This window comes from Acidovorax sp. ST3 (assembly GCF_003231145.1).
Lineage (GTDB): Bacteria > Pseudomonadota > Gammaproteobacteria > Burkholderiales > Burkholderiaceae_C > Acidovorax.
Genome location: NZ_QKVP01000002.1, coordinates 332219 through 346702 on the forward strand (window position 1 = coordinate 332219; position 14484 = coordinate 346702).

Genomic DNA, 14484 nt, shown 5'->3' on the forward strand with positions numbered 1-14484 from the left:
GCACACCGTATTCCTCGGGATTGGCGGCGTCAATGCGCACCTGCCCGGGTGGGTGCGGCCACCACACCGGCACCGCGCACCTCCAGCCACACCTCGTCCAGTACCGTGCCTTGGGCGTCGGTGATCTGCACCACATGCCGGCCCGGCCAGGGCAGCCAGGGCACCCGGGCCCCACGGCCCAGCGGTTTGCCGTCCATCCACCACTGCACTGCATCGCGCGTGGCGGTGAACTGCAGGCGCTGGCGCGCGGGCGGAATGTCCGGGTCCAGCGCGATCACCGTGCCGGATGCAGGGGCAGTGATGCGCGCCGGGGCGGCGGCAGAAGCCGATGCAGGCTCTGCAGGGGTACGGGCGGTATTTTTGGAGGATTTTTGGCCAGATGCGCCAGTGCCATATGCCTCTCCAGCTATCGAATCGATAGCAAACAACGGCTGCTGCGTGCCGGGAACAAACCACTCGTCGCGTGCGGCCTCCAGCGGCTGGGGCGCCCCCGCGCCCGAAGACGGCCCCGGGCCGAACCGCACGGCCGTGCGCACCAGTCCCTGAGGGGCCTTGGGCGCGCGACTGGGCTCGCGGGCGTGCAGAAACCCCATCACCGCCGCCCAGATAGGTGCCGCGCCGCTGGTGCCGCTGACCTCGTGCATGGCTGCTCCGCTGGCATTGCCCACCCACACGCCCACGGTGTAGCGCTCCGACCAACCCACCGCCCAGTTGTCGCGCATGTCCTTGCTGGTGCCGGTTTTAACCGCCGTCCAGAAGCGGGTGGCCAGCACACTGTCGGTGCCGAAGGTGCGTGCGCGCGCATTGCCGTCGGACAGGATGTCACCCACGATGAACGCGGCGCGTGGATCAATGGCGGGCGTGAAGCGGGGCTTGGCATCGGCCGGGGCTACGCTGCCCTGTCGCCCGCCGTTGGTGAGCGTGGTTGCAACAGGACTGGCCCGACCGGCGTTGGCGAAGGTGCCTGCAACAGGACTCGCCCGCCCGCCGTTGGCGAGCGTGCGGAAGGCATTGGTCAGGTGCAGCAACGGCACCTCGGGGCTGCCCAGTGCCAGGCTATAGCCAAAGTAGTCGCCACTTTCGCGCAGTGGCAAACCCATGGCACCAAGCTGCCGGTGGAACGCGTCGGGCGTGACCATGACCAACGTGCGCACCGCCGGCACGTTGAGCGACGCCGCCAGCGCCGTACGCACCGACACCCAGCCCTTGAACTGGCGGTCATAGTTCTGCGGGATGTAGAGCCCCCCCGCCGTGGTGATCTGCGCGGGCGAGTCCTCCACCAGCGAGGCCGCTGTGAGCCGCCGCTCTGCAATCGCCTGGGCATACAGAAAAGGCTTGAGCGTGGAGCCTGGCTGGCGCAGCGCCAACACGCCATCGACCTCGCTGGCCTGGCTGAGCTGGCCGGACGAACCGACCCAGGCCAGCACCGCGCCCGTGGCGTTGTCCAGCACCAGCACCGCGCCGTCTTCCACATGGCGCCCGCGCAGCTCGCGCAGGTGCTGCTGCAGGCTCTGCATGGCAAAACGCTGCAACGGTGCGCGCAGGGTGCTGGTCACCCGCTCGGGCACGGCGCTGTCCTTGTCCCGCTGGCGCAGCAGGTAACGCGCAAAGTGTGGCGCCACACCCTCGCTCGCATCGAACGCGCGGCGTTGCAATGCGGCCGTGGTGAACAGGTCCAGCGCATCGCAGTCCACGCGCGCCGCTGGTGCAGCAGGCAAGGTGGGGGTGGAGGGGCGCTGCTGCATGTCGCGCAGCACGCCGCAGGCCCGCTGCGCAACCAGTGCGGGCCGTGCGTTGGGCGCGCGCACCAGGGCCGCTGCCACTGCGGCTTCGCGGTCGTCCAGACCGTGGGCCGCCTTGTCAAACAGGGTGCGGCTCAGGGCGTCGATGCCCACCAGCTCGCTGCGGAACGGTACGAGGTTGAGGTACGCCTCCAAGATCTGGTCCTTGCGCCAGCGCCGGTCCAGCACCTGGGCGGCCACGGTCTGGCCCAGCTTTTGCGCCACCGTGCGCCCGCCCGGGCCCTGGCGCCAGTCACCGTCGAGCAGGCCTGCGAGCTGCATGGTGATGGTGCTGGCCCCGCGTGTGCGCTGGTTCCACAGGTTGCCCCAGGCGGCGGCCGACGCAGCACGCCAGTCCACGCCGCTGTGTTCAAAAAAGCGCTTGTCCTCGCTCAGCACCAGCGCCTGGCGCAGCGCGGGCGACACATCGGCCAGTGGCACCCACTGGCCACGCCGCACGGTGGCGTCGGTGCGCAAGCGCTGCAGCACCTCGCCTTCGCGCGAGAGGATCAGGGTGTCCGAGGGCTTGAAGTCCGCGCGCACCTCGTCAAACGTGGGGATGGCCCAGGCGCCCGAGGCGCAGGCCGCCAGCACCAGCGCAGCGGCCTGCGTTCGCAGGCGCAAGGTGAAGAAGGAAGCGAACGGAAGGAACACAAACGCGCAGAGATAAAAAAAGCGCCATCAGCGCGCCGCGCGCAGGCGCACGGCGTCGCACCAGCGCTGCGCCACGGCCGGCACGGTGACACACACCGCATCGTGCGTGGCGGTGGTCACGGCACGCTCCAGCAGCTGGATGTCGGCCTCGTGCTGGCGCGCCACATGCGGGTCCTCAAAGAAAACAGCCCGGTGGCAACGGCGCTCCAGCACCAGGTCGGCAATCTGCGCGTCGCCACCCAGCGGCCCGCTGTTAAAGCGCTGCACCCAGGGCTGTCCCTCGGGCCAGCCTTTGCTCCACGCCAGGGCGTTCAGTCGCTGGCCCGTGGTGCCGGTGGCCACCCGGTGGCGAAACTGCGACAGCACATCAAAGTTGCGATCCGCGAAGTCGAGCATGGCCTGTTTGCACGCGTCGTGCGCAATCAGCGCCAGCGTCTGGTTGCCATGGTCATGAAACCGGTCGGCCTGTGGGTCGGGCGCCAGCCCGGCGTGGATGCGCTCCATTTCGATCCAGTCGCGTGCGCTGGCCACGGTGGAGAGAAACGGCTTGCCATGGATCACGCACTGCCGCTTGAGGGCCAGCGCCTCGGGGAAGATGGAAGAAGGGTCCACGGGGTCGGTAAGGTAAATCGCGCCATCGAGCGTGCGCCCTTCCCCCATGCCCACCACCTCTGCCACCACTTTCATCAGCCCACCGTCGCGCCCGTAGGGATAGCGCACCAGCGGGCGGTACCCCTGCAGCATGCCCGCAGCGACGATGGCATCGTGCGTGCGACCCACGGCGTGCAGCCCCAGCTGCAGTTCCCGGATGCCCGCCTCGCAGGCGCGCAACAGGGAAAAGAGCGCCGCGTCTTCGGTGTGGTGGTGCAGGCGGTTGGCAGCGAGACCCAGGATCATGGCGGGTTGACTTTCTGAAAACGAAGGGATCGGAGCATCGTAAGCCCCTCACGGCTCAGCGATCGGAGTGCTCACGGTCAAACCGCCCCTCGGCCTCGGTCAGGTGGCGCAGCAGCACGTGCGAGATCAGATTGACGCCGATGCCGCCGAACACCACTGGCAGCAGGTACAGCGCAATCGTCAGCTCGGAACTGAACCACGCATCGTCGGCCAGCGACGGCGTGCTCTTGGCCTGCGCGGCGATGGACTGCAACAGGTACACATCCACGCCCGCAATGAGCACCAGCGCCACCCCAAACCCCAGCACCGCCCAGCGCGAGATCGACCGGGTGACCAGCAGCAGCGCATAGATGCCCACCGGCAGCACCAGCGAGAACCCCACCAGCAGCCAGAACCGCAGCTCCAGAAAGACGCTGAGGCTCATGGCATGAAGGCCTGGGGTGGACGATGGGCAAGGCGTTGCATGGCGGCGTTATGACAGAGTGGCGTTGGAGCGTCGCAGCTTATTTGGCCACCTGCACCTTCACCCGTGCGTTGGGCAGTTCACCAAACATCTCGGGCGCATACATGGCCTCGACGCGGCTCGGCGGCAGCGCAAAGTCGCCCGCGTTGTTCAGGCGCACGGTGTACTCCATCTTGACGGTGCCCTTGGGCAGGTACTCGTAGTAGCTGCGGAAGGACTCGAAGCTGCGCTCCTCGAACGCGGGCCAGCCCGCGCCGGTCTTCTTTTCGCCCTGCGTGGCGATCTCGGAGTCGCGGCCCAGGCCGCTGCCCAAAATGGTGGCGCCGCCGGGGATGGGGTCGGTGATGGCCACCCAGGTCATGTCGGCTGTGGCGTTGACCTCCAGCGTCACGCGCAGCACGTCGCCGCGTGTGTACTGGCCGGCGGGCAGCGACTTGTTGGCCTGCTCCACCGGGGTGATGGTCTTCTTGATCGCATAGCCTCCCGCGAACGGCGCTTTAAGATCAATGGCCGCCACCGACTGCAGCGTGAGCCAGGGCTTGCCCGGGCCTTGGTGCGTAACGGCCAGCTGCTCCTTGCCGCCCGCCTTGCCTGCTGCACTAGACCATGGCAGGAACATACCGTTGTTCTTCAGGTTGCCGGGCGATGCGGGCGCGCCAAACCAAGTGATCTGGTTGGGAGCGCCAGTGGCGTCAGATGCCTTCACGCGATCGACCTTGCTCCAGTCCACGCTGGCGGTGTTGCCCCCCATGCTGGCCTTGGTGGTGCCAGACACCGGTGTGGCCTCGAACTTGGCGCTGAATTTTTCCAGCGCCAGGCCGCCCCACAGGTTGGCCGTGGTGGTGTGCCAGGCGCCCGCCTGCTGGCGGCTGATGAAGCCGTTGGCCAGACGGCCCATGTCGTCCTTCCAGGCCGGGTCGTCCATCACGGCCAGCATCAGGCGGGCGGTGTTCACGTCGCCGTTCTGCATCAGCCACCACCAGTAGTCGTCCTGCTCGTTGCTGAAGATGAGCTTGGTGCCCTGGAACGACAGGCGGCCGCGCAGGATCTGCATCGCCTCGGCCAGGCGCTTGTCGCGCTCGGGCACATCGGCCACGCGCTTGAGCACATTCACCCAGTCGATCACCGTGTGGGTAGGCCACTGGTTGGGCGCGATGGTGATGCTGCTCACCATGCGGCCCTGGGCCTTGCCGTAGCGCGACAGCGCTTCGAGCGCGGCCACCTTGCGCATGTCCAGGTCCTTGCGCGGGCTCCAGAAGTTGCGCTGGATGCGGCCTTCCACAAACGCGATCAGGCCACGCTCCATGGGCGCGCGGGCTTCGTCGGGCAGGGCAAACGCGGGGTTGATGCTGGCGGCCTCGTGCGTGGCGGCCAGCACATAGGCCGTGAGGGTGTCGCTGCCCCGGTTGGCATCGCCGTCGCGCGGCGGGAAGTAATTGGCCAGGCCATCGCTGTCGAGGTACGTGGGCAACTGCGCCACCACGGTCTGCCACAGCGCGCCGTCGCGCAGGCCCACGGCCTTGCTGGTCTTTTGCTCCAGGCAGGCAAACGGGTAGCGGGCCCACCAGTCGCGCACGCCGGGCAGGCCTTCGGCCAGCTTGGGCTGCAGCGACATCTTGAGGCCTCCCCGGCCGGGCAATGCGTCGGCAGGGGGGTTCACGTCGAGGTTGTAGCTACCGTCCACCTGCACCAGCGTGGCCTGCTGCACCGTGAGCGGCACCGCCTGCACGATGCGCTGGCGGGCCTTGAGGGCGTCGCGGGCGCCGCTGACCTGGTCCTTGGCTTCGATCTCCCACAGGATGGCCTCGGCGCGCGTTTGCGCCAGCTGCGCGGGGGCGGTCACGTCCCAGGCCACCTCACGTGCCTCTCCGGCCGGGATGTCGATGGTCTGCGGCTTCAGCTCCAGCAGCGTGGCGCGCGGCGCCACCTCGACCTTCATGGCGGCCTTGGTGGTGTTGCGCAGCGTGATCTGCGCGCGGAACTGGTCGTCCTCACGCACCAGCGGCGGCAGGCCGCTGATGATCTGCAGGTCCTGCGTGGCGCGGATGCTGGTGCTGCCGGTGCCAAACAGCCCCGTGGAGGAATCGGCCACTGCCACGATCTTGAAGGTGGTCAGTGCGTCGTTGAGCGGCACGGTCACCTTGGCCTGGCCGTTGGCGTCGAGTTTGAGCGCGGGCTCCCACAGCAGCAGGGTGTCCAGCAGCTCGCGCGTGGGCGACTTGCCCCCACCGCCGCCAGCGGGCACAGCCTTCTTGCCGTAGTGGCGCCGGCCGATGATTTCCATCTGCGCGGTCGATGTCTCCACGCCCCAGCTGCGGCGCTGCAGCATGGCTTCGAGCAGGTTCCAGCTGTTGTTGGGCATCAGCTCCAGCAGGGCCTGGTCCACAGCGGCCAGGGCCACTTCGGCATTGGCGGCGGGCTTGCCGCCCGGCAGCGTGGCGGTGATGGTGACCTGTGCCTTGCCGCGCACGGCATAGCTCTCCTTGTCGGCCTGCACCTTCACATCGATCTGGTGGGCCTGCGTGCCCACGCGGATTTCGGCCACGCCCAGGCGGTAGGCGGGCTTGGACAAGTCCACCAGCGCCGTGGGTGCCTGGTATTCCTTGCCTTCGTACCAGAACGAGTTCCACCACTCGCGCGGCGCCTTGAAGCCCCAGGTGAAGAAGCTGTACCACGGCACCTCGCGCAGGCGGCCGCGCAGGGCCAGCACGCTCACGTACACGTTGGGGCCCCAGTCGGGCTGCACCTTCAGGCTTACCGTGGGGTCCTGGCCGTTGAGCTGCACCACCTGCGTGTCGATGATGCCCTCGCGCTCCACGGCCACCAGGGCCGTGGCAAAGCGGAACGGCATGCGCACCTGGAACTTGGCGGTCTCGCCGGGCTGGTAGCTCTTCTTCTCGGCCAGCAGGTCGATGCGGTCGTGGTCTTCGCCGCCAAACCACAGCTCGCCCTGGCGCGTCACCCATACCGACGACGCGGCCACGCTGGTGTTGCCGTCCTTGTCGGTGGCCGTGGCCACCAGCTCCACCTCGCCCGCCTCGTCGAGCTTGGCCTCGCACAGCAGCAGGCCGCGCGCGTCGCTCTTGCCGGTGCACAGCGTGCCCAGGTCCTTGGTTTCGGTCTGGTTGTCGTAGCTGTAGAAGCCGCCCACCATGCGTTTGCGCGTGGTGGTGGTGATGCGTGCCACCGCCTGCACCTGCAGCGAGGTGTCGGCCGCCGGCTTGCCGTTGTGCTGCAGCGCCAGCGCCTGGAAGCGAATCTTCTGGCGCGCAGACACCCATCCCTCGGTCTTGATGCCCGCGACCACACCGGCAGGCCACAGCGTCTGCGTGCTGCGCAGGGTCTGCACCTCGCCATTGGGGTCGGCATAGGTGGCCTCCAGCAGCAGCTCCTGCGGCTGGCGCGCCTGGGGCACGTTGTCGATGGTGACCTTGCCCGCACCGTTCTTGTCCAGCGTGAGGGGCAGCTTGTCGGCAATCACGCGCGCGTCCTGGCTGGCGGAGGTTTCTTCGTCGTCGCTGTTGGCATTGCTCTGCTCGCGCTTGCGCGGCGGGCTGAAGCGGAAGGTGTCGTAGTCGCTGAACTCCAGGGACTTGCCGCGCACCAGGGCCGACACGCGCACCGGAAGGTTGGCCGCGCCGCCACCGGCCACGTAGTTGATCTGCACATCGGTGGGCACCGAGCGTACGCGCACCAGCGCCTTTTTATCGACCGGGGCAATGCGCCCCTCCAGCACAGGCAGGCGGAACTCCTCCACCCGGAACGAGCCCGACGCGATGTTGCCGTTCATCGTGCCATTGCCCGCGAACTCGACCTGGTACACGCCCAGCTTGGCGGCGGGCGGAATGGCAAAGGTGCTTTGCGCGCTGAGCCCCCCCGTGGCCGTGCCACGCCACACCAGGGGCTGGGTGAACTGCTGCCCGCTGCCCAGGTGGGTGATAACGAGGGTGTCAGGACGCGACCCCGGCAGGGCAAAGCCCTGGCGTGTTTCGGCACGCAGCAGGTGTTTCATCGACACGGTTTCGCCTGCGCGGAACAGCGTGCGGTCAAAGATCGTGTGGGCGCGCTCGTCCGGAGATGGAGACCGGCTGGTGGGCACATTGAAGCGCCAGGGCTCGATGCCGCGCTGCCAGTCGCTCCAGGTGAAGGCCATGTCTTCCACGCCATCCACCCCCTTGAGGCGGGCGCTCACAAAGTACGACTGGCCGACCTCGTCCTCAGAATTGGAATTGCAGCCGGGCGGTTCGGACGAGAGGCCCTCCACACGGGCAATACCCTGTGCGTCGGTCACGGCCTGCGCCAGTTCGTTGCCCCGGCAGTCCGACACGCGCACTGTGGCGCCCTGCACGGGCTGGCCCTTGTCCAGCGTGGTGACCCAGGCCATGGCGTTTTCGCGGCCGAGCTTGAAATGCACCCCCAGGTTGGTCACCAGCGCCGAGGTGCGCACATACATCGTACGGCCTTCGCCATGGCGGTCGTCCAGCAGCGAGGCGCCGAGCTTTTGCGACGCGATCTCCACCACATGGAAGCCGGGTGTGAGCGGAATGCCCACCACCTCGAACGGGCGCGGGTCGTTGCTCGATGGCTTGGGCAGGTCCAGCGTCTTGACGCCGCCCTTGCCGGCCAGCAGCGACAGCATGCGCGACTGCACGTATTCCTTGTCGTCATCCAGCACCTTGGGCAGGGGGCCGGTCACGTCCTGGCGCGCCTGCTTGCGGTTGACCACGTAACTGTCATAGCGCTGCACCTTGCGGAACCAGGCAATGATGTCCGCGTCGGTGCGGGGCTTGAGCGTGCTCACCTTGCCCGCCGGTGCGGTGGCTGTCGCAACACCTGCTTGCAGGCCCTGCACGCGCAGGGCAGCCTCCACGTTGCGCAGCGTCACGGGCAGCAGCGCAGGCGGGTTGTCCGATGCGGGGCCTTCGGCAAAACGCTCCACGATGCCAAACGGCGCCGCCGCAAACTTGGCCAGCGGCGGCATGCCACCGGTAGACACCTTGAGCGGGAAGTTGTCCGCATTGCGCAACGGGCGGCCCGAGGCGTCCTTGAAGTCCTTGGGCAGCTCGATGGTGAAGGCCGTGTTCTCGGCCAGCGGCGCGTTGAACTGCAGGCTGTTGACCAGGGCATCGGCCTGGGCGCCTTCTGCGCCGCCGTCGATCTGGGGCTTGAGGGTTTCCTTGGCGGACTGGAGGCGAATGGCTGCGGCCAGCTTGCGCGGCACAGGCGCATTGAACGACAGCATCATCGGCCGGATGGGCAGGCAAGCCGCCTGGGCGTTTTCACGCTCGCAGTTGAACTCGGCCGAGAACGGCTCGCGCACCTTGAAGTCGAAGCGCTTTTCCACCGTATTGGCCACGCCGCTGGGCGTTGCCACGCCCTTGCCGAACACGATCTGCATGCGCGAGCCCGAGGTGAACCGGCGGTTGCAGGCCAGTGTGGCAAACGACAAGGGGTCGCGTGCGGCGTCTTTCTCCAGACCCAGGCCCTTGAGGATCTCGGCGCGCTGGGCTCCTTCGATCAGGCGCACGGGGATGCGCTCGCCCACGCCTTCGGCCGTGCACCACACGTTGGCCTGCACGCTGGCCGTGGTGGCAGCGCCGTTGAGGAACAGCACAAAGAACTGCTCCTCGTCGATCTGCTCGTAGGTGCTGGGGCGAAGGTTCTGCACAAACGGCCCGCCGCTATTGAACTGATAGCTCTTGGCGCCCGTCAGCTCTGCGCCAGCGGCCGATTTGAAGCCTGGCTTGACGCTGGCGGTGCATCGCACGCCCGGCGGCAGGTCGCGCTCGAAGTCAAACACCCACTCGCGCTCGCCGGTCCAGCGGCCCGTGCCCTTGGTGACGCTGGCGTCGCTGCAGCTCAGGCTCAGCGGCGCGGGCGCCTTGGGGTCGCCGAAATTGACCGCAGCGCTATCGAACTTGGCCACCACCTGGCGCACGCGCGCCACCTCGCCCTGGGGCGAGAAGCTGGTGATCTGCAGGGCCTGCGCCCCCCAGGCCACCAGAGACAGGCTGGCCGCCAACATCCATTTTTTTGCGTTCACGCTATCCCCTCCGAAGGAACCGGCAAGCGTAACAAAGTGCCATGTCGCGCGGGTGTGTGTTGCAAGCACTTACGTATCGAGCGGGCCCATGGGTATCTCCTGTGCATGACGACGTGCCGATGGGGCCATGTCCTACCCGCCGTCCCTGCTCAGCGCCCAAAGATGACGGCTTCGTTTTACCCCACGCACCCTCAGGAGCGCCCATGGCACGACCCCCTACCTCGCGCAGCGCGGACCACAAATCGCCGTCTGCCCTGCCCTCTTCCACCCAGTCCGACAACTTTCGCGGCAATGCGGGCGAACTGCAGCAACAGGCTGGCGGCAAGCACCCGGTACTGACCACGCAGCAGGGCATTCCGGTCGCCGACAACCAGAACTCGCTGCGCGCAGGGCCGCGCGGCCCGGCGCTGCTGGAAGACTTCATCCTGCGCGAGAAGATCACCCACTTTGACCATGAACGCATTCCCGAGCGCATCGTGCACGCCCGGGGCACGGCAGCCCATGGCTTCTTTGAACTCACGCACTCGCTCAAAAAGTACACCACCGCCAAGGTGCTGACCGAGCTAGGGGTGCAGACCCCCGTGTTCACCCGTTTTTCCACCGTGGCCGGTGGCGCGGGCTCGGTGGACACACCGCGCGACGTGCGCGGCTTTGCCGTCAAGTTCTACACGCCCGAAGGCAACTGGGACCTGGTGGGCAACAACATCCCCGTGTTCTTCATTCAGGACGCGATGAAGTTCCCGGACCTGGTGCACGCCGTGAAGATGGAGCCCGACCGGGGCTTTCCGCAGGCTGCCAGCGCGCACGACACCTTCTGGGACTTTGTCTCGCTGATGCCCGAAAGCATGCATATGATCATGTGGACCATGAGCGACCGCACCATCCCGCGCAGCCTGCGCATGATGGAAGGCTTTGGCGTGCACAGCTTCCGCCTGCTGAATGCAGCGGGCGAGAGCACGTTTGTGAAGTTCCACTGGCGGCCCAAGCTGGGCATCCAGTCCACCGTGTGGGACGAGGCGGTCAAGCTGCAATCGGCCGACAACGACTTCCATCGGCGCGACCTGTTCGAGTCCATCGAGGCGGGCGACTTCCCCGAGTGGGAGCTGTCGGTGCAGCTGTTCACCGAGGAGGACGCCCAGCGCTTTCCCTTTGACCACCTGGACCCGACCAAGCTCATCCCCGAAGAACTGGTGCCGCTGCAGCCCGTCGGCCGCATGGTGCTCAACCGCTGGCCCGACAACTTTTTTGCTGAGACCGAGCAGGTGGCGTTCTGCCCCGCCAATGTGCCGCCGGGCATCGACTTCAGCAACGACCCGCTGCTGCAGGGCCGCCTGTTCTCGTACCTGGATACGCAGCTGTCGCGCCTGGGCGGTCCCAACTTTGCGCAGATCCCCATCAACGCGCCCAAGTGCCCGTTCCACAACCTGCAGCGCGACGGCCACATGCAGATGCAGGTGCCCAAGGGCCGCGTCAACTACGAGCCCAGCAGCCTGCAAGGCGACACGCCCCGCGCGTCGCTGGCGCAAGGCTTTCGCCATGTGGCCCAGGTCGACGACGGGGTGAAGGGCCGCGTACGCCCCGAGAGCTTTGCCGACCACTACAGCCAGGCGCGCATGTTCTACCGCAGCCAGAGCCCGCTGGAGCAGGCGCACATGGCGTCGGCGCTGGTGTTCGAGCTGTCCAAGGTGGGCACACCCCATGTGCGCGAAGCGGTGGTGGGCCATCTGCTGCATGTGGATGCTGACCTGGCCCAGCGGGTGGCCGACGGCCTGGGTCTGCAAACCCTGCCGCCCGCCCCCGCCACCACCGAGCCGGTGCAGGACCTGCCCCTGTCGCCCGCGCTGCGCATCATCGACCGCATGAAGCCCACGCTGCAGGGCCGGTGCATCGGCATTCTGGTGGCCGACGGCTCCAACGGCACCTCGGTGGCCAACCTGCGCAAGGCGCTGGAGAAGGTGGGCGCCACCGTGAAGATCGTCGCGCCCAAGGTGGGCGGCGCGGTACTGAAAGACGGCACGCTGCTGCCCGCCGACGGCCAGCTGGCGGGCACCCCGTCGGCGGTGTTTGACGCCGTGGCCTCCATCCTGTCGCCCGACATGGGCGCACAGCTGGCCAAGGAGGCGGCGGCCGTGGACTGGTTCCGCGACGCGTTCGGCCACCTCAAGGCCATTGCCGCCTGCAAGGGCACCCGGGCCATCCTGCAGGCCGGTGGCATCGAGCCCGATGCGGGCGTGGTGGACCCGGCCGATGTGCAGGGCTTCATCGCCGCCGCCCAGACCCGCCAGTGGGACCGCGAGCCCCAAGTCCGCACCCTGGCCTGACCGCATCGCCCTCTTTTTTGTTCACCCACCACCCAAGGAGTCACCATGCCCAAAAGCCACTACGACAGCCATCAACTCGACGACCTCGTCCTGCAGATGATGGAGACCGAACTCGGCGGCGAACAGGTGTACCGCACCGCCATCACCTGCGCCATCAACCCCGACCTGAAGAAGGAATGGGAAGGCTACCTGGAAGAAACGCTGGCGCACCAGAACGTGGTGCGCGGCATCTGCGATGCGCTGGGCCTGGACCCCGATGCGCAGTCGCCCACGCGGGCTGTGGTCAAGCACATTGGCACCTCCCTGGTCCAGGCGATGCAGCTGGCCAAAAAGTCGGGCACGCCAGAGGCCGCACAGCTGGTGGCCTGCGAATGTGTGGTGCACGCCGAAACCAAGGACCACGCCAACTGGGAGCTGCTGGGCCAGGTGGCCAAGGTGGCCACGGGCGATGTGGGCCACACCCTCAAGGTGGCCCACAAGGCGGTGGAAAAAGACGAGGACCACCACCTGTACCACACCAAGGGCTGGTGCCGCGAACTGGCCATTCAGGCCCTGGGCATGCCCGCCGTGCTGCCCCCGCCCGAAGAGGTCAAGAACGTGGAGACCGCCATCGGCGCATCGCGCGCCGAGCAGCAGCGCACGGCCATGCTGTGACCAGGTTGCGGACTGAACGGCAACCTTGCGACAGGCTGGACTCCTAAAAATATAGCTGCAAGCGCTTGATGTACTAGCGCCTGCAGCTATTTTTGTTGGATATCGGCAAAACCCGCCTCTCACGCCGATGGCGTGGAGGTCTCCGGCGGCGGCTCGGCAACTCCCGGGGCTTCGGCCAGTATCGCCAGCCCTTTGCCGCTGCGCTTGCTGGTGTACAGCGCCCGGTCCGCCCGGTCCATGAGCGCCGGCATCGACTCCACCGCAGGGCCCTGGAACAACGCCACCCCAATGCTCGCACCGGTCAGCACGTGTTGGCCACTGTCCAGTCCGATGGGTGCCACCAGCGCTGCCAGCACCTTCTGGGCCATTTCCATGGCGGCCTCGGGGGACGCCACGGCGTTCAGCACCAGGGCAAATTCGTCGCCACCCAGGCGGGCGGCGGTGTCATTGGCGCGCGCCAGTCCGGCCAGACGCTGCGCCACACGCACCAGCACCTGGTCGCCACTGCCATGCCCCAGACTGTCGTTCACGGCCTTGAAGCCATCCAGATCCACCAGCAGCAACGCGCCAGCACGGTGGTCGCGGTAGGCCGTCAGCACCGCCTGCGACAAGCGGTCTTCAAACAGGCGCCGGTTGGGCAAGCCTGTCAGGCGGTCATGGCTGGCCAGGGCCAATACCTGCTGGTGGGCGCGCACCAGCCGCGCGCTCAACAGCCCCAGCACCAGCGCAAACGCATAGGCCAGCATCACCACCAGCACGGGTGCGCGGCCTGCCGCTCCCCAGCCGCCGGTAGGGACCGCGCCCAGAATCCAGCTGCCGCCACCCGGCAAAGGCACATCGAGCGTGGCGGGCTCCTCGTCGAACAACTGGGGGCGGCCGATGAACACCGCGCCCTGCGCGCCCATCGCGTCCAGGCCACGTGCCGCCACCTGAAAGCCCATCTGATCAGAGTTCAGGCCCACATCGGCGAACAGGGTGTCGGCATTGACGGTGAGCGACACGATGCCCCAGTAACGGGGCCCGCCCACCGGTGCGCGCCCCGGCGGATGCGCCAGAAACACCGGCGTGCGGCTGATGATGCCCAGCCCCCCTTGCACCAGAGGAATGGGGCCCGCAACGACCGTGCGGCGGGTCTGGATGGCGCGCTCCACCGCGCCACGCTGCTGCGGGTTGTCCAGGTACCGCAGGCCAATCGCCCGCTCGTTGCCCACGCGCGGGTACACGTCGCTGATGACGTTGTCGGGCGCCAGGGCCAGGTTGCGGATATTGCGCTGGTGCTCCAGCAGACGGCCCACCACGGTGGCAAAGATGTCGGGCGACATGCTGCCTTGTGCAGCAATGAAGGCCGACACCGTTTCAGGCACCGACAGCGTGCTTTGCAATTGCCGGTCCAGGCGGTCGCGGATCTGCAGCAGATGGCTTTGCGCCTGCGCAGCAATCTCGGCACGCGCCTTGGTGTGGGAGATGTCGATGACCACCCAGGCCAGCAAGGCGGCCAGTGTGCTGCTGCACACACCCACCGCGAGGGGCAGGTACCGGTGATGGATCCAGTTCGAAGGAAGGCGGCTGGTGGGCATGAAGAAGGTCCGGGGTGGGTGCCGGATGGTGCCATGGTCTGCGCAGCCCAGCCAGCACCGAATGCGCAGACGCAGGCCGCTGGGATGGCATCCA

At 67.5% G+C, this 14484-nt stretch carries 7 protein-coding genes; 2 read left to right on the forward strand and 5 right to left on the reverse strand.

The features are described 5' to 3' along the window. Window positions 1-29: 29 nt before the first annotated feature. The 4 genes from pbpC to DNK89_RS06505 all read right to left on the reverse strand — a co-directional run bounded on the left by pbpC (window position 30) and on the right by DNK89_RS06505 (window position 9820). Window positions 30-2405: a penicillin-binding protein 1C gene (gene pbpC / locus DNK89_RS06490; RefSeq protein ID WP_370220869.1), complete on the reverse strand. Its 2376-nt coding sequence runs from the start codon at window positions 2403-2405 to the stop codon at window positions 30-32. A 57-nt stretch (window positions 2406-2462) separates the two neighbouring features. Next, the gene (locus DNK89_RS06495) at window positions 2463-3332 is read right to left on the reverse strand and encodes a methylglyoxal synthase (RefSeq protein WP_110959422.1); all 870 of its coding nucleotides are present in this window, start codon (window positions 3330-3332) and stop codon (window positions 2463-2465) included. Between the two features lie 55 nt (window positions 3333-3387). Beyond that, window positions 3388-3756 carry a hypothetical protein gene (locus DNK89_RS06500; protein ID WP_015013149.1) on the reverse strand — a complete coding sequence of 123 codons (369 nt, stop codon included), beginning with the start codon at window positions 3754-3756 and terminating at the stop codon, window positions 3388-3390. A gap of 79 nt (window positions 3757-3835) precedes the next feature. Continuing rightward, a complete protein-coding gene (locus tag DNK89_RS06505) occupies window positions 3836-9820 on the reverse strand; it encodes an MG2 domain-containing protein (protein WP_110959423.1) in 5985 nt (1994 codons plus the stop codon). A gap of 221 nt (window positions 9821-10041) precedes the next feature. Here DNK89_RS06505 and DNK89_RS06510 point away from each other — a divergent pair, with 221 nt between their 5' ends. After that, a complete protein-coding gene (locus tag DNK89_RS06510) occupies window positions 10042-12159 on the forward strand; it encodes a catalase (protein WP_110959424.1) in 2118 nt (705 codons plus the stop codon). Between the two features lie 45 nt (window positions 12160-12204). Further along, on the forward strand, window positions 12205-12813 hold the full coding sequence (locus DNK89_RS06515) for a hypothetical protein (protein ID WP_015013146.1): 609 nt from the start codon (window positions 12205-12207) through the stop codon (window positions 12811-12813). 119 nt (window positions 12814-12932) lie between these two features. Here DNK89_RS06515 and DNK89_RS06520 read toward each other — a convergent pair whose 3' ends face one another. Beyond that, window positions 12933-14390 carry a diguanylate cyclase domain-containing protein gene (locus DNK89_RS06520; RefSeq protein WP_110959425.1) on the reverse strand — a complete coding sequence of 486 codons (1458 nt, stop codon included), beginning with the start codon at window positions 14388-14390 and terminating at the stop codon, window positions 12933-12935. Window positions 14391-14484: the final 94 nt, after the last annotated feature.

Excerpts from the sequence above, each read along its gene's own strand:
- DNK89_RS06495 (WP_110959422.1), bottom strand. The coding sequence starts at position 3,332 with ATGATCCTGGGTCTCGCTGCCAACCGCCTGCACCACCACACCGAAGAC.
- DNK89_RS06500 (WP_015013149.1), bottom strand. The coding sequence starts at position 3,756 with ATGAGCCTCAGCGTCTTTCTGGAGCTGCGGTTCTGGCTGCTGGTGGGG.
- DNK89_RS06505 (WP_110959423.1), bottom strand. The coding sequence starts at position 9,820 with ATGTTGGCGGCCAGCCTGTCTCTGGTGGCCTGGGGGGCGCAGGCCCTG.
- DNK89_RS06510 (WP_110959424.1), top strand. The coding sequence starts at position 10,042 with ATGGCACGACCCCCTACCTCGCGCAGCGCGGACCACAAATCGCCGTCT.
- DNK89_RS06515 (WP_015013146.1), top strand. The coding sequence starts at position 12,205 with ATGCCCAAAAGCCACTACGACAGCCATCAACTCGACGACCTCGTCCTG.
- DNK89_RS06520 (WP_110959425.1), bottom strand. The coding sequence starts at position 14,390 with ATGCCCACCAGCCGCCTTCCTTCGAACTGGATCCATCACCGGTACCTG.